19 protein-coding genes are annotated in these 23016 nt (G+C 55.0%); 8 read left to right on the top strand and 11 right to left on the bottom strand.

Translation table 11 applies throughout. The annotated features are described in order from the left end of the window. The first annotated feature begins 173 nt into the window (after positions 1 to 173). The 3 genes from GOB83_RS09565 to GOB83_RS09555 all read left to right on the top strand — a co-directional run bounded on the left by GOB83_RS09565 (position 174) and on the right by GOB83_RS09555 (position 3742). Entirely contained in the window at positions 174 to 1337 is a 1164-nt protein-coding gene (locus GOB83_RS09565) for a glycosyltransferase family 87 protein (protein WP_165925895.1), read from the top strand. Between the two features lie 176 nt (positions 1338 to 1513). Continuing rightward, positions 1514 to 1948, top strand: a complete 435-nt coding sequence (locus GOB83_RS09560; protein ID WP_165925894.1) for a methyltransferase family protein — start codon at positions 1514 to 1516, stop codon at positions 1946 to 1948. A gap of 249 nt (positions 1949 to 2197) precedes the next feature. Then, positions 2198 to 3742, top strand: coding sequence for an NAD(P)/FAD-dependent oxidoreductase (locus GOB83_RS09555; RefSeq protein WP_165925893.1), 1545 nt, complete (start codon positions 2198 to 2200; stop codon positions 3740 to 3742). 52 nt (positions 3743 to 3794) lie between these two features. Here the strand turns inward: GOB83_RS09555 and GOB83_RS09550 are convergent, their stop codons facing one another. From GOB83_RS09550 to GOB83_RS09540, 3 genes are read right to left on the bottom strand one after another with little or no spacing between them, the layout of a single operon-like run. Then, on the bottom strand, positions 3795 to 4259 hold the full coding sequence (locus GOB83_RS09550; protein WP_086645077.1) for a hypothetical protein: 465 nt from the start codon (positions 4257 to 4259) through the stop codon (positions 3795 to 3797). 12 nt (positions 4260 to 4271) lie between these two features. Then, complete coding sequence (locus GOB83_RS09545) at positions 4272 to 5408, bottom strand: DegT/DnrJ/EryC1/StrS family aminotransferase (RefSeq protein ID WP_165925892.1); 1137 nt, start codon at positions 5406 to 5408, stop codon at positions 4272 to 4274. Further along, complete coding sequence (locus GOB83_RS09540) at positions 5405 to 7423, bottom strand: polysaccharide biosynthesis protein (RefSeq protein ID WP_165925891.1); 2019 nt, start codon at positions 7421 to 7423, stop codon at positions 5405 to 5407. The genes GOB83_RS09545 and GOB83_RS09540 overlap by 4 nt, the downstream gene beginning before the upstream one ends. Positions 7424 to 7489: 66 nt before the next feature. On the opposite strand from GOB83_RS09540, the gene GOB83_RS09535 reads away from it, so the two are divergent. Next, positions 7490 to 8515, top strand: a complete 1026-nt coding sequence (locus tag GOB83_RS09535) for an MraY family glycosyltransferase (protein ID WP_165925890.1) — start codon at positions 7490 to 7492, stop codon at positions 8513 to 8515. A 21-nt stretch (positions 8516 to 8536) separates the two neighbouring features. Here the strand turns inward: GOB83_RS09535 and GOB83_RS09530 are convergent, their stop codons facing one another. From GOB83_RS09530 to GOB83_RS09520, 3 genes are all read right to left on the bottom strand, one after another. Further along, on the bottom strand, positions 8537 to 8980 hold the full coding sequence (locus GOB83_RS09530) for a hypothetical protein (RefSeq protein WP_086645073.1): 444 nt from the start codon (positions 8978 to 8980) through the stop codon (positions 8537 to 8539). Positions 8981 to 9179: 199 nt separating this feature from the next. Beyond that, a complete protein-coding gene (locus GOB83_RS09525; RefSeq protein ID WP_086645072.1) occupies positions 9180 to 9593 on the bottom strand; it encodes a MarR family transcriptional regulator in 414 nt (137 codons plus the stop codon). A 170-nt stretch (positions 9594 to 9763) separates the two neighbouring features. Continuing rightward, on the bottom strand, positions 9764 to 11191 hold the full coding sequence (locus tag GOB83_RS09520) for a leucyl aminopeptidase family protein (RefSeq protein ID WP_165925889.1): 1428 nt from the start codon (positions 11189 to 11191) through the stop codon (positions 9764 to 9766). Between the two features lie 112 nt (positions 11192 to 11303). Between GOB83_RS09520 and GOB83_RS09515 the strand changes: the two genes are divergently transcribed. Together GOB83_RS09515 and fdxA are read left to right on the top strand one after the other, a co-directional pair. Then, the gene (locus tag GOB83_RS09515) at positions 11304 to 13889 is read left to right on the top strand and encodes a helicase-related protein (RefSeq protein ID WP_165925930.1); all 2586 of its coding nucleotides are present in this window, start codon (positions 11304 to 11306) and stop codon (positions 13887 to 13889) included. 165 nt (positions 13890 to 14054) lie between these two features. Next, a complete protein-coding gene (gene fdxA / locus GOB83_RS09510) occupies positions 14055 to 14387 on the top strand; it encodes a ferredoxin FdxA (protein WP_086645070.1) in 333 nt (110 codons plus the stop codon). Positions 14388 to 14616: 229 nt separating this feature from the next. Here the strand turns inward: fdxA and cyoD are convergent, their stop codons facing one another. From cyoD to GOB83_RS09485, 5 genes are all read right to left on the bottom strand, one after another. Continuing rightward, positions 14617 to 14949, bottom strand: coding sequence for a cytochrome o ubiquinol oxidase subunit IV (gene cyoD, locus GOB83_RS09505; RefSeq protein WP_086645069.1), 333 nt, complete (start codon positions 14947 to 14949; stop codon positions 14617 to 14619). Beyond that, a complete protein-coding gene (cyoC, locus tag GOB83_RS09500) occupies positions 14949 to 15554 on the bottom strand; it encodes a cytochrome o ubiquinol oxidase subunit III (RefSeq protein ID WP_086645068.1) in 606 nt (201 codons plus the stop codon). Before cyoC ends, cyoD begins: the two co-directional genes overlap by 1 nt. Continuing rightward, the gene (gene cyoB / locus GOB83_RS09495; RefSeq protein ID WP_086645067.1) at positions 15554 to 17545 is read right to left on the bottom strand and encodes a cytochrome o ubiquinol oxidase subunit I; all 1992 of its coding nucleotides are present in this window, start codon (positions 17543 to 17545) and stop codon (positions 15554 to 15556) included. The genes cyoC and cyoB overlap by 1 nt, the downstream gene beginning before the upstream one ends. Positions 17546 to 17550: 5 nt before the next feature. Further along, a complete protein-coding gene (gene cyoA, locus GOB83_RS09490; RefSeq protein ID WP_086645066.1) occupies positions 17551 to 18477 on the bottom strand; it encodes a ubiquinol oxidase subunit II in 927 nt (308 codons plus the stop codon). Between the two features lie 593 nt (positions 18478 to 19070). Next, positions 19071 to 19844, bottom strand: a complete 774-nt coding sequence (locus tag GOB83_RS09485) for a Bax inhibitor-1/YccA family protein (protein ID WP_086645065.1) — start codon at positions 19842 to 19844, stop codon at positions 19071 to 19073. Positions 19845 to 20098: 254 nt separating this feature from the next. Between GOB83_RS09485 and GOB83_RS09480 the strand changes: the two genes are divergently transcribed. Next, positions 20099 to 20566 (top strand): hypothetical protein, encoded by a 468-nt coding sequence (locus GOB83_RS09480; protein WP_143221935.1) that lies wholly within the window; start codon positions 20099 to 20101, stop codon positions 20564 to 20566. A 208-nt stretch (positions 20567 to 20774) separates the two neighbouring features. Next, the gene (locus tag GOB83_RS09475; RefSeq protein WP_086645063.1) at positions 20775 to 23006 is read left to right on the top strand and encodes a PQQ-dependent dehydrogenase, methanol/ethanol family; all 2232 of its coding nucleotides are present in this window, start codon (positions 20775 to 20777) and stop codon (positions 23004 to 23006) included. Positions 23007 to 23016 lie beyond the last annotated feature (10 nt).

Raw genomic sequence — 23016 nt, 5'->3', positions numbered from 1 at the left:
AAAAATCCTCTCACCTCATCCTCGCGACGTAGAGTTGTAAATTTCCATCAAATTCCTTAATGTCGAACCATATCAAATCACATCATGCAAAGCGCATTACACAAATGCTCAGTTCGAAGAAGCCAAAAGATATAGTAAAATTTCTATATTCTGAATTAAAAAATATGAATTTCATGAATAAAGAAAGATGTAATGCATATTTGATAATATATATTATAGTTTTTACTATTATTTTCTCTTTTTTATATATTATTAAAGACGAAAATAAACCTGAAGACTATGCATTTGGTGGAGATTTTATACTGTTTTGGGCAGCCTCCAAGCAGTTAATTCACGGCCACATTTATGATATCTACAATACATCTGCTCATGATGCAGTCATGCAAAGCGCTCATGCCCTGAGCCACCCCTACAAACTACCATTTCTATATCCGCCTTCCATGCTTTTTTTCATCTGGCCATGGGCATTTTTTACTTATACATTATCTTACACTCTATGGGGTTTGACGGCCCCCTTCATCACCGCAAAAACATTGAGTATTTTGTGCCGCAACTGGTCCATTACTGCATTTGCATTTGTATCTCCTCAATTCTGCATTTCTCTAGTTACAGGACAAACAGGGCTTTTGATCGCTCTGATTTTAACATTGGGTTTTTACTATATTGAAAAAAATCCATTTGTTTCTGGTTTATTCTTCGGTCTCCTTATTATTAAACCACATGTTGCATTTCTTGTTCCTCTTGGTCTTATTTTTATGGGCCGTTGGCGCACAATAATTGGAATGATGACATCTGCCACTTGTATGGTAGGCCTTTCCTTGTGTGTGTTTGGTCTTGATGCTTGGATACGTTTTTTTGAATACTCACACATGATGCAAGATAGCATTTTGCATAACGTGGCTTTATGTCAGATCTTTATCACGCTATTCGGTTTTCTGTCCGTGCACCATGTGCCATTCTCTACAGCTTTATGGCTGCAAATTATATTTTCTTCTACAATCATAATGTTTGTTTTTTATAAAATAAAAAAAGGGAAGAATATTAAAAATAATCTCATTCTATGCTTGACCGCATCTCCTTTATGTACACCCTATCTTCTACACTACGACCTTACTTATATGATGATACCCGCAATATGGATGATTAATACAGCCATTGAAACGAAATTTCTTCCTTGGGAAAAACTTCTACTGATTGTTTTATATTTTTCACCTTTTTATATTTTGTCCCTAACCTTGCATTATCATATGCCGATTGAACCAATTATTGCCCTGATCTTCCTTTACGTAGCCTCCCGGCGCCACTCGTACCTTGAAAAGAACGCAGTTCAATGTTAAGTGAAAATAAATATATTAACGATAAACTAGAAAAAATAATTATAATCATCCCATATATTTATTTCATAAATCATAATTTCAAATTGATATTTATTGATTATAATATTATAACTATATTGTATATGGTGGAAATGATATTGGAGCTTCTCTTTACGTTATTTCGATCTCCAGGAAGAATGAGCCATAACACAACAGACTGGATATTAGCCATTCTGGGAACGTATTCGGCGCAGATCGTTTCTACTCATACCAGCAATACACATCTTGCCCCTGTTACATTGTGCTTTATCTTGTCGTTTATAGGCATTCTTATCAGCCTTTCAGCCAAACTCTGCCTAGGGAGAAGCTTTGCAATTGTTGCAGCTGTACGAGTTGTAAAAACTTATGGTCCATACCGTATCATCCGGCATCCAATGTATGCTGGCTACATGTTAACCAGCCTCGGTTTTCTCCTGTATAATTTCAGTCTTTGGAATATCTGCGCTATTTTTAGTACATGGTCGTTACAGATCCTGCGTATCAGAGCAGAAGAAAAAATGCTCTCCACAGATCCACAATGGTGTCTTTGGTCAAAGCAGGTTCGCTGGAAGATTTTCCCCTTTGTTTACTGATACGATTACCCGTTACGCGCATTATTCAATTATCACACCTCACACTCAAAAATTATTTGCAGTGTGATTAAAATAATGAAGTAGTTTTTGAAAATTTCAATTTATTATCTGGCTTATTGAAATTTCTTCGTCACATTATCATAATTAAAAAAATATACCGATTTGACCTTTTGTATTCTTCATATACCCTGTATTTACTACCGAGCTTTCCGATCAGAAATAAGAAGTTGGGTAAATATAGGGAACGTCATGGCACAAGATGAAAAAATCGTTGTTATTGGTGCTGGGCCAGCAGGTTTGACACTTGCCTATGAACTCCTGAAAGCCGGTCGGAAAAATGTAACTGTTTACGAATGCGACAAACAGGTTGGCGGAATATCAAAAACCATCAAGCATCATGGTAACCGTATAGATATTGGTGGGCATCGCTTTTTCTCCAAATCCGACTGGGTCATGTCCTGGTGGGAGAGCTTTCTGCCAATTGCGGCAACAAGCGAACAAAACGTTACCTTACAATATCAGGGTAAAGAGCGAGAGCTCGCTGTTGGACCTCAGTCTCCTGCGACTGATGACGTCATGCTGGTCCGCTCGCGCCTGTCTCGTATCTATTACAATAAAACGTTTTTTGACTACCCGCTCAAACTCACACCAACAAATCTGGCCAAGCTTGGGTGGCGTAAAACCCTTGTTTTCGGCCTGAGTTATCTCTGGGTCCGGTTCCATAAAATTACACCTGAACTGACACTGGAAGAGTTTTTCATAAATCGGTTTGGTCGCAAACTGTACCAACAGTTTTTTAAAGATTATACAGAAAAAGTCTGGGGCGTTCCGTGCTCTAGCATTAGTGCAGACTGGGGCGCTCAGCGGGTTAAAAGCCTGTCTATTTCCAGCGCAATTCTGCATGCCTGTAAAAAAGCTCTTGGTCTGCAGAAAGACACGAGTGTTCAGACTTCCCTTATAGAGCAATTCATCTACCCCAAATATGGTCCGGGCCAGATGTGGGAAACTGTTGCGCGGCATATTACAGATATGGGAGGAACAATTCTCCTCAATCATCATGTCAATGAGATTACTTTTGAGAATAATCGCGCCGTATCCATAACTGTTACCGATCAGGATGGCGGACAAGAGCGCCAGAAGTGCGATGTTCTGGTATCAACCATGCCGATTAAAGAGCTAGTCTCTGCCAGCGGAAATTACTTTTCCCCCACGGTAAGGCAGATTGCACAAAACCTGCAATACAGGGACTTTATTACAGTTGGTCTGCTCTATAAGTCTTCGGACATAACACGCCAGTTAGAAGACAACTGGATTTATATTCAGGAACCCGGCGTCAATGTCGGACGGGTGCAGATCTTTAATAACTGGAGCCCCTATCTGGTTGCCGACCCAAAAACCACATGGCTTGGACTTGAGTTTTTCTGTTCCGAAGGAAATGAACTCTGGACTCTGAGCGAGCAGGATATGATCAAGCTCGCCTGTTTTGAAATGCAGAAAATCGGCCTTGTTTCAACGCTTAACACATTAGACAGTGTTGTGGTGCATGTGCCCAAAGCGTATCCTGGTTATTTTGGTGAGTCCTACAAAAGTTTTTCCACAGTCCGCAATGCCTTGGACACTGTGGAAAACCTCTATCTTATCGGACGGAATGGGATGCACTGTTACAATAATCAGGACCATTCCATGCTAACGGCCAAGGAAGCGGCTGACCAGATTATCTCTGGTCAGCAGGATAAGAGCAAAATCTGGGAAATTAATATTGATGATGAATACCACGAAGAAAAATCAAACTGAGGCATTTTTTCAAGGCAGGTTAGCGCCCTAACACCGCCCCCTCATGACCGCCTTATGGAAAGCTGGAATGCTTGAACGGATAGCGGTCAACCATCATGCGCAGCGGAGCAAAGTCTTTGTTGGAAAATGTTTCCGTGCGCACCCATGACCCATCGGGTGATTCCACAAAAACCGTAGCATTCCAATCGGCTGCACTAATCCCGGTCCACAGCGTTAGAGTCAGAACATCCTTGCCCTGAGCATCCTTGAGCTGCACATGCGAGTCCCCCGAAGACGGTGGCGTGCGGCTAAGTGGTCCCCAGCCGGACTTGTGGGTTGAAAGCCACTTGTTAACATCTGCCACTTCATCCGCTTCCAGCGGGCGCTGGCGGTGCATTGGCCCCACATCAATAACGCCACTGGCAACCTGCGGAAAAGAAACAGGTTTGAAATTAGGCAGGGCAAAGGTCCAGATCACAATCGTGGTGCTTATGGTCAAAACCAGAAAGCCAATAATAAACGCCGTTTCTTTCCGCATGATATATCTTTCTTACCCTCTGACTGCGGCAATCACGCGCGCTACGTTTTGGTTTGTCAGTTCCGGGTGAATGGGCAGTGCCAGAATACGCTGCGCCAGGTCTTCGGAAACAGGAAGGGCCGTACCATCATGGTGGTCACGATAGGCAGGCTGTTTATGCAGTGGCAGGGGGTAATAAATGGCCGAAGGCACCCCTTTGCCTGCCAAGCGGGCCTGTAGGCCGTCCCGCTCCGCTGTGTCTGCCAGCAATATGGCGTAAATGGCCCACGCACTGCGGCTGTCGGCCACACGTACCGGCACCTGAACACACCCGCCAAGCCCTACATCATATTGTGCAGCTATGGCATCGCGCCGGGCCAGTTCATCTTTGAAGCTTTCCAGCTTGGCCAGCAGAACTGCTGCCTGCAGGGTATCAAGCCGACCATTCATACCTGTGCGCAGGACCTCGTACCGACTTGCTCCTTCGCCATGGGTGCGTAGGGAGCGGTACAGGGCAGCGCGCTCGGGGTCGTCTGTCAGAATGGCTCCACCATCCCCATACCCACCCAGTGGTTTGGACGGGAAAAAGGACAAAGTGGTTGCCGTGGCCTCGCACCCCAATGGTTTGCCCGCCAGTTCCGCCCCAAAAGACTGGGCGCAATCCGCCATAAGGAACAGCTCTTCCGCCGCAGCAATGGCACGCAGTTCCGGCCACGGAGCGGGCTGGCCAAACAGGTCCACCCCCACAATAGCACGCGGCCGCAGCTTGCCCGCCGCCCGCACGGCCTGAATCCGGCTTTGCAGATGCGCAGGATCGATCTGGAATGTCTTGGGGTCCACATCCACAAAAACGGGCGTTGCCCCCAGCAGCAGAGGCACCTCCGCCGTGGCGGTATAGGTGAAGGCGGGTAGAAAAACCGCATCCCCCCGGCCAATACCTTCAGCCATCATGACAATCTGGAGTGCATCCGTACCGGAAGACACCCCTACGCACTCCCGCGCACCAGCCCATTCCGCCAGACGGCCTTCCAGTTCCGCAACCTCTGGCCCCATAACAAAACGGCAATGGGCCAGCACGGCATCCAGACGCTGGCGCAGCACAGGCCCCAGCCGCTTCTGCTGGGCTGCAAGGTCAAGAAATGCAATGGGCCTGCTGTCTGAACTGCTCATGGTGCCATCTGCTCCGTGCCGTCGGCCTTTATCTGCTCGTCTTTTACCGCACCATGGGATTTTGCACCAGTCGGAGCCAGTTCGCGCACATCCCCGTTAGGGTTATGGTCAAACTCGGGCACCAGCAGGCGCAGGGCCTGCAAGGTTGCAGCGACATCACCACGCCGGGCATGGGCGGTAATCTGGTCCACAGCTGCGCGCACCTCATCCATTTCCACCACACGCGGCGTTGCCATGAGCAGGCCGGGCGCATCGGTCGGCACCGAGGTCTCACGCCCATGGAACAGTTCCTCGTACAGTTTTTCCCCTGCACGCAGGCCGGTAAAATGAATGGCAATATCTTCATCCGGCTTAAGGCCCGCCAGACGGACCATCTGCCGGGCCAGATCCACAATCTTAACCGGCTCCCCCATATCCAGCACAAAAATACCGCCCTGACGGAGCAGAACCTCCATATCCGTCCCTGTTGCACAGGACATGCCGCGCACACATGCCTGCAGCACAAGCCCCACGGCCTCAGGCACGGTCATGAAGTAACGCCGCATTTCCGGGTGGGTTACGGTTAGCGGGCCGCCCCGCTCCAACTGCCGCTGGAACAGAGGAACGACAGAACCGGTGGACCCCAGCACATTGCCAAACCGCACCGTAATGCAACGCATGGCCTTAGGCCGCCCCGAAGAGCGGGCCTGCACATCCAGCGCCTGACAGTACATTTCTGCCGCCCGCTTGGTCGCCCCCATCAGATTGAAAGGATTAACTGCCTTGTCGGTGGAAATCACGATCATGGCGGCCGCCCCATGCCGGGCTGCGGCATCGGCCACCACACGCGTGCCGTGCAGGTTGGTCAGAACACCTTCCGCCGGATTGGCCTCCACAATCGGAACATGCTTGAGTGCTGCCGCATGGAACACCAGATCGGGCTTGTACTGGGCCATAATGGCGTTAATCCGCTCCGCATCCCGCACATCGGCCACAACCACCTTGCGCGTAATGCCCGGAGCACACTCCGCCAGTTCCACATCAATCTGCCACAGTGCGAACTCGCCATGGTCCAACAGAACAAGGCAGGCGGGCGCGTGACGGGCAATCTGGCGCACCAGTTCGGAACCAATAGTCCCCCCAACCCCCGTTACCAGAACCGAGCGCTGGTTGATCAGGCGATCCAGCCCGGCCTGATCCAGCGGTACCTGCGGGCGGTTCAGCAGGTCCTGCGGCTGCATTGGCTGCAAACGCACCTGTTCTGCCGGGGTCATGTCCAGCATGGCTGGCGGTCGCAGCACAGCCAGACCGTATTCTGCCGCCACATCCAGCATCTGGCTTAATGCACGGCCCCTGCAATCGGGGTCCAGCACCACCAGAGCTTCTGGCAGATGCCCCGCCGTGTTCATCTGCGCCAGCACACGGGCCAACTCTTCCCGGTGTCCCAGAATAGGCACGTTACGAATCCGGTGGCCCGTTTGTGACCGGTTCCCCCCCACCAGCCCGGCAATACGGACATTCATGTGCTTGCCGCGTTCTGCCACCTGAATAAACAGATCCGCTGCGGTATCCGACCCAATCAGCAGCACGCTTTGTCCATCGGCCCGTGGGCTGCCTGCTCTGTGCGCCAGACGGTGGAACACCCGCACCCCGCCGAGCAGGACCAGCAGCACCAGAGCGTAAATAAAGGGGAACGCAACACTGGGCAGGGGCAACCCGGCCCACACCACACCTGCAAAAAGCAGCAGAGCGCTACTGAATGATGCACCGGCAAGCCCCAGCAGGTCCGACATGCCTGCAAAGCGCCAGTATTGCTGCGGCAGCCTAAAGGGTAGCCCCCCCACCACCAGTGAGGCACCCCCTGCAAGGGCAAACCACACTGGATGAAGCTGCACCCCATAAGGGGCCGCCAGCCAGCAGGCCAGCACTGCCGCCAATGCTGCCAGCCCGCCGTCGAGCAGGATATTCAGGGCAATCCTGTTCAGCGGCCAAAATCTTGCATATTGATGCTGGAGCTGGGAACGTTGCGATACCATGATCGTGCGCTTATAGCCCAGCGCCCGACATCCTAGAAGCAGCCTAACCGGACAACCCTCTCTTTCATGTCTTTTTTTCCCGCCGTTCTGGCTTTTTCATGCCTGCCTTGCGCTGCCCTGCTGTGTGCAGCCCTTGTGCGGTGCATGATCAGGCTGGCGGTTATGGACCACCCCGACCACCGTAGCGCCCATGCCACCCCCACACCCAAGGGGGGAGGAATCGGGGTTATGGTGGCATTCGGGCTGTTTTTTCCTGTTCTGCAGGGGGTGGCAGGCCAGCCAGTTTTCTCTTTCCCATGCTTTATGGCGGCAGTGGCTCTGGTGCTTTTGTGCAGTGTCTCGTGGCTGGATGACCTGTACCAGTGGCACCCCGGCCTTAAGTTTGCAGCGCAAACCATAGCCGCCAGCCTGGTTGTAGGGGGCGGTGTGCATCTAACCGGGCCAACGCCGCTGGCGGGTGCGGCCCTGTCTGTTCTGTGGCTTGTTTTTATCACCAATGCCGTCAACTTCATGGACGGGTTAAACGGGCTTATTGCGGGGTGTCTGGCCTGTGCCGCCCTGTGCGTGGGCCTTGCTGCCCCGTTTTTTGGCGTGCCGGCGCTACAATGGCCTGCCTTGCTGCTCAGCGCCTGCCTTGTGGGTTTTCTGCCCTTTAACTTCCCCCATGCCCGGATTTTTCTGGGTGATGTTGGCAGCCAGGGTTGCGGCCTGCTGGCGGGAATAGCCAGCCTGTATATTGCCAGCCATACCACCCTGCCACGCGGAGGAATACTTGGCCCTGCCCTGTTGTTCCCACTGGTTTATGATGTGCTGTTCACGCTTATCCGCCGCCTGTACATGCGGCAGACGCTTGTGCAGGCGCACCGGGGGCACCTTTACCAGATTATCTACCGTAGCGCCGTAGCGGTGCCCGTTGTCTCTCTGCTGCAATGGGGGCTAACCCTGTGGGGTGGTGGCGTTGCCTGCCTTGTAGCGCCCACAACAGGGTTCTGGAGCGGCATGGCGGGCGCAGCCCTGCTTATATTACCCCAGCTGGCATGGACCCTTTGGGGTGTGCTGCGTGCACGCCAGCGCGCAATTGGCCCGTGGTAAGCCACACACCCCGGCAAGCGGTTATTTGAGTGTTAACGTCAGCCCCTGAGCAGAACCGGCAAGCCGCGCCCCCTGCGAGATGGTCTCGATCTTGATCCGGACGCCATTCTTGTTTTCCAGCACAGCCCCACCCAGGCCCTGACCCAGCGTGGCCTCGCCGTGGGCTGCAGCATAGGTGCCGCTAAAATCCTTCAGGCGGTGCAGGTTATAAACCGTGCCTGTTCCCTCGATCTTGGAAAAACCGACAGCGGCAATAGTCCCGCCGGTAATGGAAAAGGCATGCGTTTTGCCGCCATAGGTCAGCTTACCCTCACCCCACGTATAACCCAGCCCAATATCGGCCGATTTGGCGGTCAGGGTAATTTTGGCGGTGGGTGCGCCCATGGCATCGGCGGCGTATGCGGCAGGTACGCCCGCAACAGAGACAGCCAGAGTGGCCGCGGCAACAAAAGAAGAAAAACGCATGGAACAGCTCCCTTTACAGGCGTGTCCAGAAGACTGTTAGCAACCTGAAGGTTGAAAACATCTGACACAAGTCAGGAACAACAACGCCCTCCATGCAAAAAGGTTGCCGGTTACAGCCCCGCCCCCTTTCTGGAAGGGTACGAGGCCCGCAACACGGCAACCTTTATACGTGCGTGTATAAAACGTGCAGGCTGGCTGATCAGGCAGCCGCAACACGGCGCAGGCGACGCACTGTTGCCACTTTTTCTTCCTGCTGGGTGTTCTGGGCCACATCATGCGCGGTCGTGCCCATGATGGAGCGAATTTCCTTCAGGTAGGAAGCGCCCTTAGGGGTACGCTGCACCAGCACGGAGCGGCGGTCCAGCGGGTCCACCTTGCGGCGTGCCAGATCCAGTTCGGTCAAACGGTCGAGTGCCCGGGTAATGGCAGGCTTGGACACGTTCAGGCTTGCCGCCAGACCGCGCACCGTATGCCCGCTTTCATCCAGATAGCAGGTCAGGAACACAGCGAGCTGACGGGCGGACAGGTCCGGCCCTTCTCCGCGCACCAGTGCAACAATGGTATCCCGCAGGGTCTTGACCAGATCCTCTGCCTTTTCTGCGGCCTGTGCCATGACGTTCAACTTCCTTTTGTGCCGGGGACCAGAGCTTTGGCCCGCCCGGCTGTGTTTTTCCGGCCCATATGCAAACCGGAATGAATCTGATGCGCTTTATATAGACACCGAAACGATTTTTTAAAGCGCTGTCACAAAAAAATATTACGCCAGAGTGGTCTGTAAAAACCCTAACTCTTTTGCGCCCGATTCGTTCCACAAAGAGAACGTATTACACGAAAAAGTGCACGAATCCCGGGAGTATCCCCGCCTTCTGGCCGTCCGGGTCTGCTGGAATCATTCCAGGCATAACTATCGATATGCACCCAGCGCTGGTCTGGTTTTACAAAATGTTCCAAAAACAGCGCGGCTGTAACAGCTCCTGCCATGGGCCGGGAGGCAATATTGTTCAGGTCCGCCACCGTGCTTTTAAGCCAGCCTGCGTAACCCTGCCAGAGCGGCAGACGCCATAGAGGGTCGGCCTCGTGCTCCGCCGCCTCCGCGAACAGCATGGCCGTGGAGTCGTTATTGCAGAACAGGGCAGGCAGGTCTGGCCCCAGCGCCACGCGGGCAGCGCCTGTAAGGGTTGCCACATCCACCAGCAGGTCTGGCGCGCTCTCACCTGCCTCGTGCAGCAGGTCACTCAGCACCAGCCGCCCTTCGGCATCGGTATTGCCAATTTCCACCGTTAAGCCCGAGCGGCTCCGAATAACGTCCAGCGGGCGCATGGCATGGCCGGATACGCTGTTTTCCACACATCCCAGCCGCAGTTCCAGCCGCACGGGCAGGTCCTGCGCCATAACCAGATAAGCCAGCGCCAACACGGTCGCTGCCCCGCCCATATCCTTTTTCATGCGCAGCATGCCGCTGGAGGGTTTGATGTCATACCCCCCGCTATCAAAGCACACACCTTTACCAACGAGGGAGATCAGCGGTGCATCCTTGACAGCGTGTGTGCCGTGCCAGCGGGCCACGACCACTCTGGGCCCACGCTGCGAACCATTACCCACATGCGCCAGTAGCGGATAAGCCTCGTCCAGCGCTGTGCCCTTGATGACCTCGACCTCAGCCCCAAGCGGGCGGAGTGCCGTTTTGGCCTCCCGTGCGAGCTCGGATGGCCCCAGCAGGTTGGCAGGGGTATTGATCAGGTCACGCGCAAAGCAGATAGCCCGTGCCATCTGCGCTGCCAGCCCCTTGCGCTCGGTCGCCGTCACCACAAGCCGGGGCTGCTCACCCTGCTCTTCGGTTTTCAGGCTGTAGCGGTATGCGCCCAGACAAAAACCCAGAATAACATCATCCCGCGCCACATCATCTGGTGCCTGCACGGTCCAGTCCCCTGCGGGCAGGTCTTGTGCCAGCTTGCCGAATATAAACGGGTCGCGCGGCGTGGTCTTTTTTTCAGGCAGGCCAAAAAGCGCCTGCACCTTGCCCCCGGGACCGGGCACCAGCACAAGCTGGCCTGCCCGCGCGACAAAGCCGCAGTTTTGGGCAAAGCTGACCGCGGCCTCCCCTGCCAATGCCACCCATGTCTCTCGCTCACAGGCCCGCACGGCATAAACGGTGCACAGAGTCTTCCGCCTGCGCGCAACGCTCAGACAGTCCAGATCATGAATAGGCATGGCATTCCTCCTTCTGCCCGCACCCTGCGCCTCCCTTTTGCATGATGCAACGGGGGAGGCTGCACGCATTGCCGACTTGCTTTTCAGGCGCGGGCAGCGGACCATACACGGCATGAAGGTTCCCCCCCGCCAGATGGCTCCTGCCCTGCACGCAGCCCAGTGCGTAGATCAGGCTCCGGTCCGTGCCATTCTGGGCCCGACCAACACCGGCAAAACACATCTGGCGCTAGAGCGGATGCTGGCACACGCGTCCGGTGTCATCGGTTTTCCACTCAGGCTGCTAGCGCGCGAGAACTATGACCGCATGGTGCGGCTTAAAGGGGTTCGCTCGGTTGCGCTGATTACGGGGGAGGAGAAAATCATTCCTCCGCAGGCGCGCTGGTTCTCCTGCACGGTTGAGGCCATGCCCATGCACCGCCCGGTGGACTTTGTGGCGGTGGACGAAATCCAGCTTTGTGCCGACCCCGAGCGTGGCCATATTTTTACCGACCGCCTGCTCAACGCCCGCGGCCGGTCCGAAACCCTGTTCCTTGGGGCGGACACCATTGCCCCGCTCATGCGCAGCCTGATCCGCGACATCAGCATTGAAACCCGCCCGCGCCTGTCCAGCCTGAGCCATACTGGCCACACCCGCCTGTCGCGCCTGCCGCCCCGCACGGCCATTGTCGCTTTTTCCATGGCCGAGGTATACGCCATTGCCGAACTGATCCGGCGCAAAAGGGGTGGGTGTGCGGTGGTCATGGGCCAGCTCTCCCCCCGCACCCGCAACGCGCAGGTCGCACTGTACCAGAACCGCGAGGTGGATTATCTGGTCGCCACCGATGCCATTGGCATGGGGCTGAACATGACGATCGACCATGTTGCCTTTGCGGGCCTGTCCAAATTTGACGGACAGCGCCACCGCATGCTGGCTCCGGCGGAAATCGCCCAGATTGCCGGGCGCGCAGGCCGTGGCACGCGCGATGGCACATTTGGCACCACCGGGGAGTGCCCCCCTCTGCCAGAGGCCATGGCCGAGGCAGTGGAAACCCACAAGTTTGAGCCTCTTCCTTTTTTGTGGTGGCGTAGCAGCAAGCTCGATTTTACCTCCCCGCAAGCCCTGTATGCCAGCCTGTGCCAGAAGACCCCACACCCCAACCTGCGCCCTGCCGAACCCGCAGCCGACATGCAGACACTTAGCGCACTTATGCAAACCCCTGCCGTGCGCACACTGGCCACAACCACCGCACACACCCGCCTGCTGTGGGAAATCTGCCAGATACCGGATTTTCGCAAACTGGGACTGGACAGCCATATCCGCCTATGTGGCCAGTTGTTTAGCATTCTGGCCAAAGACGGGCAGTTGCCTTCCAGCTGGCTCAAAGGGCGGCTCGCCAGTCTGGAGCATACAGGTGGCGAGATAGAAGACCTGATGCACCGCCTGATGGGTATTCGCACATGGTCCTATGTTGCAGCGCACCCCGACTGGGTGGAAAACGCCCAGCACTGGCAGCGCCATACCCGCATGCTCGAAGACACACTCTCCGATGCCCTGCATGAGCGGCTAGCCAGCCGGTTTGTGGACAAACGCGCCGCCAGTCTGGCCCGCAGGCTGGAAGAGGCAGATGGAGCCCCCCTGCTGTGCGCCATTAACAAAGCCGGGGAAGTGCGCGTGGAAGGGCATGACGTAGGGCATATGCGCGGCTTTGCCTTTGTGCCCGACCCCGAAGCCGCACGCTCTGATCAGGCCCTTATTCTCAAAGCCGCACGGCGTGCTGCCCGGAGTGAGATCCCCCGGCTTGTTGCCCGTTTTCTGCAAGCCCCTGAGAGCGAGATCACGCTGGACAACCAGACAGGCCACATCCTGTGGCGTGAGGAGCCAATCGCCCATTTACGCAAAGGCCCTTCGGTCCTGCACCCGGTGATCCATATTGATGATGCGGAGTTTCTGGAATCCACCCATAAAGCCAGAATACGCGAGCGGCTGACACAATTTATGACCTCGGTCCTTGCCCACACCCTTGGCCCACTCTTCCGTGCGGAGCAGGCTGTGGCAGACCACCCCCTGCTCCGCGGCATTGTGCATGCTGTTACTGAAAATGGCGGCGTTGCCACCCTGCCCGCACCGCCTGTTCTTCCCCCGGCGGAAGCACTGCTGCTCCGGCGACAGGCTATTTGGCTCCATGGCCCGCTGGCTTTCTGCTCGCCATTGCTCAAGCCCCATGCCATGGCGCTCCGCAGCCTGCTGCTCCGCATCCACACGGGCCAGTCCATAACGCAGCCTTTGCCCGGTGGTGCGGTTTCCGTGCGTCTGAGCGCACCACTAGCCCCCCCGGCACAGGCACTGCTGGCCAGCCTTGGCTGGCTGCTCAGCCACAACACGCTGGTTCGACTCGATATTGCAGCCAGCCTCATGCAGGATATGCGGGTTTTGTGTGCCCGCACCCCCAAACCTTTGCCGCTCTCTCTGGCATCCCGCCTAGGGATCAGCAAAAAAGAGCTGCCCCATGTGCTCAAAGGGTTAGGAATCCGCCTGCAACCTCCCGCCCCCTTACCGCCACGTTATGCGGGGCCACCGGCACCTTTTATGGTTTTACCAACACGCCACGCAGAAAAAAGAAAACAGCGGTCCAGCCGTCCAAAACACGGGGCACATCTACAAAGTGCCCAAAATAACAGTCCTTTTGCCATTCTGCGCACGTTACGGAGCCAAATGTAGGAGCAGCCCTGCGGGCATTGAAGTGCCCCCTTTCGTCCAAGCGGGTTGCCATAGTGCAAAAAGCCCATCATATCTGCGCCATCCTTGGTGGCACGACCGGCTGGTTGGCCATCTGACCCCACGCGGCGAGCCCCACTCGACCGCCAGATAATTTCGGAGATGGCAATGACCTACGTGGTCACTGAAAACTGCATCCGCTGCAAATTCATGGACTGTGTGGAAGTCTGCCCCGTTGACTGCTTCTACGCCGGTGAAAACTTTCTGGTTATTAACCCGGATGAATGCATTGACTGCGGCGTATGCGAACCTGAATGCCCGGCCGAAGCCATTTTCCCCGACAGCGACGACCGGTCAGCAGCGTGGGCGGAAATCAACACAAAATATGCCAGCCAGTGGCCCAACATTACACGCAAGGGCACCCCACCGGCTGATGCGCAGGAATGGAAAGACAAGCCCAACAAGGCTGACCTTCTTTCCCCCGAACCGCACAAGGACTGAAACCCCACCTGACTTAAGGGGTTTTACCAACAAAAAAGGCACCGGTTTTCCGGTGCCTTTTTTGTTGGGCGCAGTACAACCTTCGCAAAAGATAACAGGCGGTGCAACGCGCAGCGCCCCAGCATTACCCGGCAACAGGCCCAATAAAAAACCCCGGAGCCTGAGCCCCGGGGTTTTTTATTGCTGACCGCCGCCCTGACCTAAGCCAGAGCAGCGAAGCGACATGATATCAGCGAGACATCATGTTCATGGACGTGTTCGCCATGACAAAGACCGTGCCGACAATAAGGATGGACACGAAAGCAACGGTGAAAACAAACGCAATGTTGTTCCAACGTGCTTCAGAACCACCACCCATGTGCAGGAAGTAGTGCAGGTGCACCAGAACCTGAACAAGTGCCAGAACAGAAAGCACCGCCAGCGTGCCGGTTGGCGCAAGGCTGTGGCTCATGACCACACCAAACGACAGAACCGTCAGGATAACAGCAAGAACAAAGCCGATAAGGTACGAAGATACGCTACCGTGGCTCTCGCCCGAGGAGGATGTGTTCGGATTGCTCATCAGATCATGCTCGCCAGATAGACATAGGTGAAAACACAGATCCAGACGATATCCAGGAAGTGCCAGAACAGGCTCAGGCAGGTGAGCTTGTTCATCATGCGTTCCGGAATTTCAGTTGTCCCCATCAGCTGAACCATCAGGGTAACAATCCAGATCAGACCACACGTCACGTGCAGACCGTGGGTGGAAACCAGCGTGAAGAACGCAGACAGGAATGCACTGCGATCGGGGCCAGCACCATCCGCGATCATGTGCGCGAATTCACGCACTTCCAGACCAACGAACCCAAGACCCAGCAGGAATGTGACGCCAAGCCACATGATAACCGAGCTGATCTGGGTCTTATGGGCGGCAATCATGCCAAACCCATAAGTAATGGAAGAGAGAAGCAGGAGGGCTGTTTCCAGCCCAAGCCCACCAAACTCGAACAGTTCGTGCGGGGTTGGCCCACCGTTGAACTGGTTACGCAGGACTGCAAACGTGGCAAACAGGGAGCCAAAGATAATGCAGTCCGTCATCAGATAGACCCAGAACCCGAACACCACCGTATTTTCGTGGTGATGTTCGTCGTGGCCTGCGGTCGGAACAGTTGTGTTCTGTGCCATTATTCTGCTGCCTGTGCCATCAGTTTACGGGTGTGCTCGTTTTCGATCCGGGCAACCTCTTCGGCAGGGATATAGTAGTCAATATCCTTGTTAGCGCTGCGTGCAATGATCGTAGCGATCACACCCACAAGGCCAATGGCTGCCAGCCACCAGATGTACCACACGGCGGCGAAACCGAAGATCAGGGCAAAAGCACCAGCCGAAATACCAGCTGCCGTGTTTTTCGGCATATGGATTGCTTCGTACTGACCGCCAGCCTGACGGGTATCAATGCCGTTTTCCTTGTCGTGCATATAAGCGTCAAGCGAGCTGACATGCGGGACAATGGCGTAGTTATACACCGGCGGAGGAGAGGAAGTGGACCATTCCAGCGTACGGCCGTTCCAAGGATCGCCCGTGAAGTCACGGTTTTCAGGCTTGTTGCAGTCGCGGATGGAGACAAAAATCTGCATCAGCTGGCAAACAACACCGAACAGGATGAGCACTGCGCCAACTTCAGCGATCAGCATCCAGGGATGCCAGGCCGGGTTGTCATAGTGGTTCATACGGCGGGTCATGCCTTCGAAGCCGAGAACATACAGCGGCATAAAGGCAAAGAAGAAGCCAACGAGCCAGAACCAGAAGGCGCGGATGCCCCAAGCTTCGTTCATTTTGAAGCCAAGAACCTTCGGAGCCCAGAAGTTCATGCCGCAGACGTAACCGAAGTACACACCACCGATAATCACGTTATGGAAGTGAGCAATCAGGAACAGACTGTTGTGCAGCACAAAGTCGGAACCGGGGATGGCCATCATAACACCGGTCATACCACCGATGGTGAACACCACCATGAAGCCAACAGCCCAATACATGCAAGCATGGTACTGGATGCGACCTTTATACATGGTGAACAGCCAGTTGAAGAGCTTAACACCGGTCGGGATGGAGATGATCATGGTTGCGATGCCGAAGAAGGCATTCACGTCCGGACCAGCGCCCATGGTGAAGAAGTGATGCACCCACACAAGGAAGGACAGCACCATGATGGAGCAGGTTGCATAGACCATGGTCTTGTAACCGAAGAGCGGCTTGCCGGAGAAGGCAGGCACCACTTCGGAGAACACACCAAAGGCAGGCAGAACAAGAATGTAAACTTCCGGATGGCCCCAAGCCCAGATCAGGTTCAGGTACAGCATCTGGTTGCCGCCACCATCATTGGTGAAGAAGTGCATACCGAAGTAACGGTCCAGACCCAGCAGGGCGACAGCAACCGTCAGCACGGGGAAGGTTGCCATGATCAGGATGGAAGAGCAGAAAGCCGTCCACGTGAACACGGGCATCTTCAGCCAGGTCATGCCTGGAGCGCGCATCTTAACAATGGTGACAAAGAAGTTCACACCGGTCAGCAGCGTGCCAACACCAGAGATCTGGATTGCCCAGATATAGTAGTCAACACCCACGCCAGGGCTGAACTGCATTTCGGACAGCGGGGGATAAGCCAGCCAGCCGCACTGCGAGAACTCACCAATGAACAGGGATATGTTCACCAGCATGAACGCAACAGCCGTCATCCAGAAGCTCAGGTTGTTCAGGAACGGGTAAGCCACGTCACGTGCGCCAATCTGCAGCGGCACAATGAAGTTGAACAGACCGGTCATGAACGCCATGGCCAGGAAGAAGATCATGATCGTCCCGTGAGCGGAGAAGATCTGGTCATAGTGATGCGGGGGCAGATAACCGGGGTTACCCGCATAAGCCAGCGCAAGCTGGGTACGCATCATGATGGCGTCCGCAAAACCGCGGGCCAGAGCAACCAGCGCCAGTACAATGTACATGACAGCCAGACGCTTGTGATCGACAGAGGTAAACCACTCTTTCCAGAGGTAGCCCCATTTGCCGTAATAGGTAATCAGTCCCAGTACCGCGACACCGACAATGAGAACGCCGATGAACGTACCTACTAGGATCGGCACATCCAACGGGATGGCCGAAAGCGATAGTCTCCCTAGCATAGATCCTATTCCTTCATATTCATGTCGGACATCGCGGACTGCTGCACCTGAATCATTTTACCAGTGCTTTTGTCCATGACCATGCCGTTGTTGTATTTGGCAACGATCGTGTTGAACATGCCGGGTTCAACATGCGCGAAATATTCGACGGGGTTCGCTTCGCTCGGTGCAGCCAGTTTAGGATAGGTCTGGCTATCCAGCTGTTCGGAAGATGCACGCACCTTTTCGACCCAAGCATTGAACTCGTCATTGCTCATGGCCAAGGCATGGAAGTGCATGTCCGAGAAACCACGCCCACTGTAGTTGGCGGATTCACCCATGTAATCGCCCGGCTCGCTTGCCAGCAGATGAAGCTGGGTCTGCATGCCTGCCATTGCATAAATCATGGAACCAAGACGCGGGATGAAGAACGAGTTCATCACGGAATCAGAGGTGATGTCGAAATCAACAGGCGTATTGACCGGCATAGCCAGCTGATTAACTGTTGCAATTCCCTGTTCGGGGTAAATGAACAGCCATTTCCAATCCTGCGCCACAACCTGAACATGCAGCGGCTTGGTATTGGCTTCTGCCTCAAGCGGCTTGTAGGGGTCCAGAGAATGACAGGTCTGGTAGGTGATCACTGCCAGAAACAGAATAATCAGAGACGGAACGCCCCAGATCACCACTTCAATCTTGTTGGAATGGCTCCATTTCGGCAGATATTCGGCACTCGTGTTGGACTGGCGATACTGCCAGGCAAACCAGAGTGTCAGAATAATGGTCGGAACCACTACGATCAGCATTGCGATCACAGAGGTGGTAATAAGAGTTTTAACCCCCTCTCCCACCGGGCCTTTCGGGTCCAGAACGTCTAGTTCGCACCCGGCAAGCAGCAACGCTGACGATAGGCCGCCCAATCGCGCCGTTCTCGCCAGTAACTTGTTTTTCATCGCACGCCTCTTGGTTCTGACATCAACTTAGCCTCACAAAGACTTTTGCCCTGCTGCCACAGAAGCCTGACAACAGCAAGAAAAACCGCGTCCCGGCATGGGGAGCCCTTTCTGTTCCGCACCAGCAACACATTCTGGCCATCCAAGATGAATACCCCGAATATGTTGCTTACGGCGCAGCCCCCCATGCACGGCGGAAACGCATTGCGCCTACTTTATTCCTTACGCGGGGATTCTCAAACGTCAGAAAAGTTCCATCTGCCTTTCGTCACAATCAGTTAGCCGCTGTGAGCATGGCTTTTGCCTACTTTTGAGGCGGCTGGATGACCCAAATAGCATATCACGGAATGTTTCGTAATATTTCAAAAAATTCAATAATGGCAAAATTTAGTCTGAAATTTCATATTGTTAGAGAGCACACAAAATCTCACATCCCTGTTACAACTTAAAGAATTGAAATCAGGACCATTTTTGCACCCATTCTTGATTTTCATGCCATCATTCGGACCAAGCATAACTGCCCATACAAAAAAACCCGGCCATACCTGGCCGGGCTTTCCTCTGGCAGGACCAAGAGTGCTGCTCTGGAGCTCTCAGTCGCTGGAATTGCGGACACCCATGAACTGCAGCAGGAACTGAAAGAGGTTGATGAAGTTCAGGTACAGGCTCAGCGCATCATAAACACTGCGCTTGGCGGTCATTTCCGGGCCTTCGTATGCGGCAAACTGCGGGTAGGTAACCCGAATCCGCTGGGCATCAAACGCGCTGAACGCCGTGAAAACGAGCACACCCGCAATGCTGTAGAGGTAATACACAGTCGGGCTTTTGAGGAAGAGGTTGACCAGAGCGGCAATGACCAGCCCGAACAGCCCCATCATCAGGAACGACCCGAACTGCATGAGGTTAGCCTTGGTCACGTAACCCCAGAGGGAGGTCGCACCAAACATGCACGCCGTTACCAGAAACACGCGGACAATGGAGGTCCCGGTATAAATAACGAACACGCTGGCCAGACTGGCCCCCATAGCCGTACAGAACGCCCAGAACAGCGCCTGCGCCCCCTGAAGAGACAGCCGGTTGATCCCGAACGACATGACCAGCACAAACGCCAGCGGGGAGAGCATGGCCAGATCACCCAGCAGAGTGGGGCGCGGCAATGGACCCGCAGCAGTCAGGTAGATCTGAAAAAACAGGTCGCTCAGACCGGTATTGGCAATGACGTACGCCACAATCCCGGTCAGCAGAAGGCCAGATGCCATCCAGTTATAAACACGCAGCATATAGCTACGCAGACCAGCGTCCAGACTGGCCTGATCGTTCCAGCCTGACGCTGATGCGGGGGAACGGTAGTCGTTACTAAACGACATGGTTTTCTACACTCCTTACCCAGACAAGCTGGCTTTGCTTTATACTTGTGGCTGCCCTGCCTTTCCGTCAAGGGTATCACACGTCATATAATATAAGGCCGGCCGACAATCTGCTCGGGTCACGGCCTGCTTCCTCCCCCACCCTGTCACAAGGCCCGGATATGCACCTTATTGCCGGTCTTCCGCTCCCGGTGGAGATGCGCCTTTTCCTCCATGGTTTTCAGGACTTCTTTCCCTCCCGGGAATGGAAGGCCATGCCACTGCTTTACCTGCCCCTTGTGTCCTTCGGGCGCATGCAGCCGCAGGTCTGGGAGGAACTGGACCAGACCCTGTACACGCTCCACCTGCCTGCCCCGGCAACGCTCCGGCATACGGGTTTTGACGTGAGTCTGAAACGGAACCGAATCATGCTGGAGGCCACTGTAGAAGCCTCTGTTATAGATCACCTTTCCGTGAAAATCAGGAACCAGGCGCGGCTGGCTGGCGTCTCCTCGACACACTCCCTCCTCCCCTCGGGCGTTGCCCTGGCAGACATTACCGATGTGGACCCGAATGTGTGCAATTTATGGCTTGCAACCCACCGCCATCTCTTTGCCCAGACAGAAGAAGTTTGCGAATTCACCGTGTTCAAGACTGGAAAAAACCGTGAAAACCCTTTTTGGGAGGTGATGGCGGAATACCAGTTTGCTGATGGCTTCCCACACACCTCCAATTTGTTATAACATGATCTTTCCGCAGTTCCGTTCCCGCTCCTGCATGCGCCGGAACCGACCTTTTGCACCCCTGATCTCTACAAGGAACGAATACGTGGGGATGCAGCTATTCTCTTGGCGTGATTGACATACAGCGCCCGCCTTGGCTGATGTGTGAGAAACCGGATTTCCGGCTCTATTTTTCCTCATCTTGATACACAGTCGAGGACATGAACGCATGACCCGCCCCGCCTCCGCCAAGAGACGTTCGCTGCTAGGAATTCTCGCGGCTGGAACAATCTGTGCCGCTGCCCTACCTTACGCAGCAGCCCCTGCCCGCGCCGACAGTCAGGGTGACACGGGACAAGCCATCATCCATGCCGATGAGCACCCCGAGAACTGGCTGTCCTATGGACGCACCTACTCTGAACAGCGCTACAGCCCGCTGGATCAGATCAACCGCTCCAACGTTGGTAACCTGAAGCTGGCCTGGTACTACAATCTGGACAGCAACCGCGGTCAGGAAGGCACGCCTCTGATTGTGGACGGCATTATGTATGCCACGACCAACTGGTCCAAAATGAAAGCCCTTGATGCGGCAACCGGCAAGCTGCTGTGGGAATACGACCCCAAGGTGCCCGGCAACATTGCCGACAAGGGCTGCTGTGACACGGTTAACCGTGGCGCTGGCTACTGGAACGGCAAGGTCTATTTTGGCACGTTCGATGGCCGCCTGATCGCGCTGGATGCCAAAACCGGCAAAAAAGCGTGGGAAATCAACACCATTCCTGCCGATGCCTCTCTGGGCAAGCAGCGCTCCTATACGGTTGACGGCGCTGTGCGCATTGCCAAGGGCCTTGTCCTTATCGGCAACGGTGGCGCAGAATTTGGTGCCCGCGGCTTTGTCTCCGCTTTTGATGCGGAAACCGGCAAGCTGAAATGGCGCTTCTACACGGTTCCGAACAACAAGAACGAACCCGACCACGCTGCGTCGGATAATGTTCTGATGACCAAAGCCTACCGGACATGGGGCCCCAACGGGGCGTGGGTCCGTCAGGGCGGTGGTGGCACCGTGTGGGACTCCATTGTGTATGACCCCGTGTCCGATCTGGTCTATCTGGCTGTCGGTAACGGTTCCCCCTGGAACTACAAATACCGCTCCGAAGGTGTTGGCAACAACCTGTTCCTTGGCAGCATTGTCGCCGTCAAGCCAGAAACGGGTGAATATGTCTGGCACTTCCAGGCCACCACCATGGACCAGTGGGACTACACCTCTGTCCAGCAGGTCATGACCCTTGATGTGCCGATCAATGGTGAAATGCGCCACGTTGTGGTGCAGGCTCCCAAAAACGGCTTCTTCTACATGCTCGATGCCAAGACGGGTGAATTCCTGGCTGGCAAGAACTACGTGTACGAAAACTGGGCCAGTGGTCTGGACCCGCTGACGGGCCGCCCGATCTACAAGCCTGAAGGCCTGTGGACCCTGAACGGCAACTTCTGGTACGGTATTCCCGGCCCGCTGGGTGCCCATAACTTCATGGCCATGGCGTACAGCCCTAAGACCCACCTGGTCTATCTGCCTGCACACCAGATTCCATTTGGTTACCAGAACCAGGCTGGCGGCTTCAAACCCCACCCCGATGCCTGGAACCTTGGCCTGGACATGACCAAAACCGGTCTGCCTGACTCGGCCGATGCCCGCTCCGCTTACCTGAAGGACCTCAAGGGCGAGCTGCTGGCATGGGATCCCGTGAAAATGGAAACCGTGTGGAAGATCGACCACAAAGGCCCATGGAACGGTGGCGTTCTGGCAACGGGCGGTGATCTGCTGTTCCAGGGCCTGGCCAACGGTGAATTCCACGCCTACGACGCAACCAACGGTGCCGACCTTTACAAGTTTGACGCACAGAGCGGCATTATTGCTCCGCCCGTGACCTACAGCGTAAACGGCAAGCAGTATGTTGCAGTTGAAGTGGGCTGGGGTGGCATCTACCCGATCTCCATGGGTGCCATGGGCCGTACGTCGGGCTGGACCGTCAACCACTCCTACGTGGCCGTGTTCTCGCTCGATGGCAAAGCCCAGCTGCCTGCCATGAACGAACTGGGCTTCCTGCCCGTCAAGCCGCCTGCGGAATATGACACCAAGGAAGCTGCCAAGGGCTACTTCCAGTACCAGACCTACTGCCAGACCTGCCACGGCGACAACGGCGAAGGTTCGGGCGTGCTCCCTGACCTGCGTTGGTCCGGTGCCATCCGCCATGACGATGCGTTCTACAACGTTGTGGGCCGTGGTGCGCTGACCGCTTACGGCATGGACCGTTTTGACACGAGCATGAAGCCTGAAGAAATCGAATCCATTCGTCAGTACCTCATCAAGAGGGCGAACGAGACCTATCAGCGCGAAGTGGATGCCCGAAAGAACGCTCAGGGAGTTCCTCAGACCCCTGTCGTGGGCATTACGCCCCAATAAAGCGGCAGTC

It is taken from the genome of Acetobacter fabarum, assembly GCF_011516925.1.
GTDB lineage: Bacteria > Pseudomonadota > Alphaproteobacteria > Acetobacterales > Acetobacteraceae > Acetobacter > Acetobacter fabarum.
This window is presented reverse-complemented; position numbering and strand designations above follow the sequence as displayed.

Bases quoted from the DNA above. Each gene is read 5' to 3' on its own strand.
- GOB83_RS09535 (WP_165925890.1), top strand. From the start codon at position 7,490: ATGTCTTTTTTTCCCGCCGTTCTGGCTTTTTCATGCCTGCCTTGCGCT.
- GOB83_RS09550 (WP_086645077.1), bottom strand. From the start codon at position 4,259: ATGCGGAAAGAAACGGCGTTTATTATTGGCTTTCTGGTTTTGACCATA.
- GOB83_RS09555 (WP_165925893.1), top strand. From the start codon at position 2,198: ATGGCACAAGATGAAAAAATCGTTGTTATTGGTGCTGGGCCAGCAGGT.
- GOB83_RS09565 (WP_165925895.1), top strand. From the start codon at position 174: ATGAATAAAGAAAGATGTAATGCATATTTGATAATATATATTATAGTT.
- GOB83_RS09475 (WP_086645063.1), top strand. From the start codon at position 20,775: ATGACCCGCCCCGCCTCCGCCAAGAGACGTTCGCTGCTAGGAATTCTC.
- GOB83_RS09480 (WP_143221935.1), top strand. From the start codon at position 20,099: ATGCCACTGCTTTACCTGCCCCTTGTGTCCTTCGGGCGCATGCAGCCG.
- GOB83_RS09540 (WP_165925891.1), bottom strand. From the start codon at position 7,423: ATGGTATCGCAACGTTCCCAGCTCCAGCATCAATATGCAAGATTTTGG.
- cyoD (WP_086645069.1), bottom strand. From the start codon at position 14,949: ATGAGCAATCCGAACACATCCTCCTCGGGCGAGAGCCACGGTAGCGTA.
- fdxA (WP_086645070.1), top strand. From the start codon at position 14,055: ATGACCTACGTGGTCACTGAAAACTGCATCCGCTGCAAATTCATGGAC.
- GOB83_RS09515 (WP_165925930.1), top strand. From the start codon at position 11,304: ATGAAGGTTCCCCCCCGCCAGATGGCTCCTGCCCTGCACGCAGCCCAG.
- cyoA (WP_086645066.1), bottom strand. From the start codon at position 18,477: ATGAAAAACAAGTTACTGGCGAGAACGGCGCGATTGGGCGGCCTATCG.
- GOB83_RS09485 (WP_086645065.1), bottom strand. From the start codon at position 19,844: ATGTCGTTTAGTAACGACTACCGTTCCCCCGCATCAGCGTCAGGCTGG.
- GOB83_RS09525 (WP_086645072.1), bottom strand. From the start codon at position 9,593: ATGGCACAGGCCGCAGAAAAGGCAGAGGATCTGGTCAAGACCCTGCGG.
- cyoB (WP_086645067.1), bottom strand. From the start codon at position 17,545: ATGCTAGGGAGACTATCGCTTTCGGCCATCCCGTTGGATGTGCCGATC.
- GOB83_RS09560 (WP_165925894.1), top strand. From the start codon at position 1,514: ATGAGCCATAACACAACAGACTGGATATTAGCCATTCTGGGAACGTAT.
- GOB83_RS09545 (WP_165925892.1), bottom strand. From the start codon at position 5,408: ATGAGCAGTTCAGACAGCAGGCCCATTGCATTTCTTGACCTTGCAGCC.
- GOB83_RS09520 (WP_165925889.1), bottom strand. From the start codon at position 11,191: ATGCCTATTCATGATCTGGACTGTCTGAGCGTTGCGCGCAGGCGGAAG.
- GOB83_RS09530 (WP_086645073.1), bottom strand. From the start codon at position 8,980: ATGCGTTTTTCTTCTTTTGTTGCCGCGGCCACTCTGGCTGTCTCTGTT.
- cyoC (WP_086645068.1), bottom strand. From the start codon at position 15,554: ATGGCACAGAACACAACTGTTCCGACCGCAGGCCACGACGAACATCAC.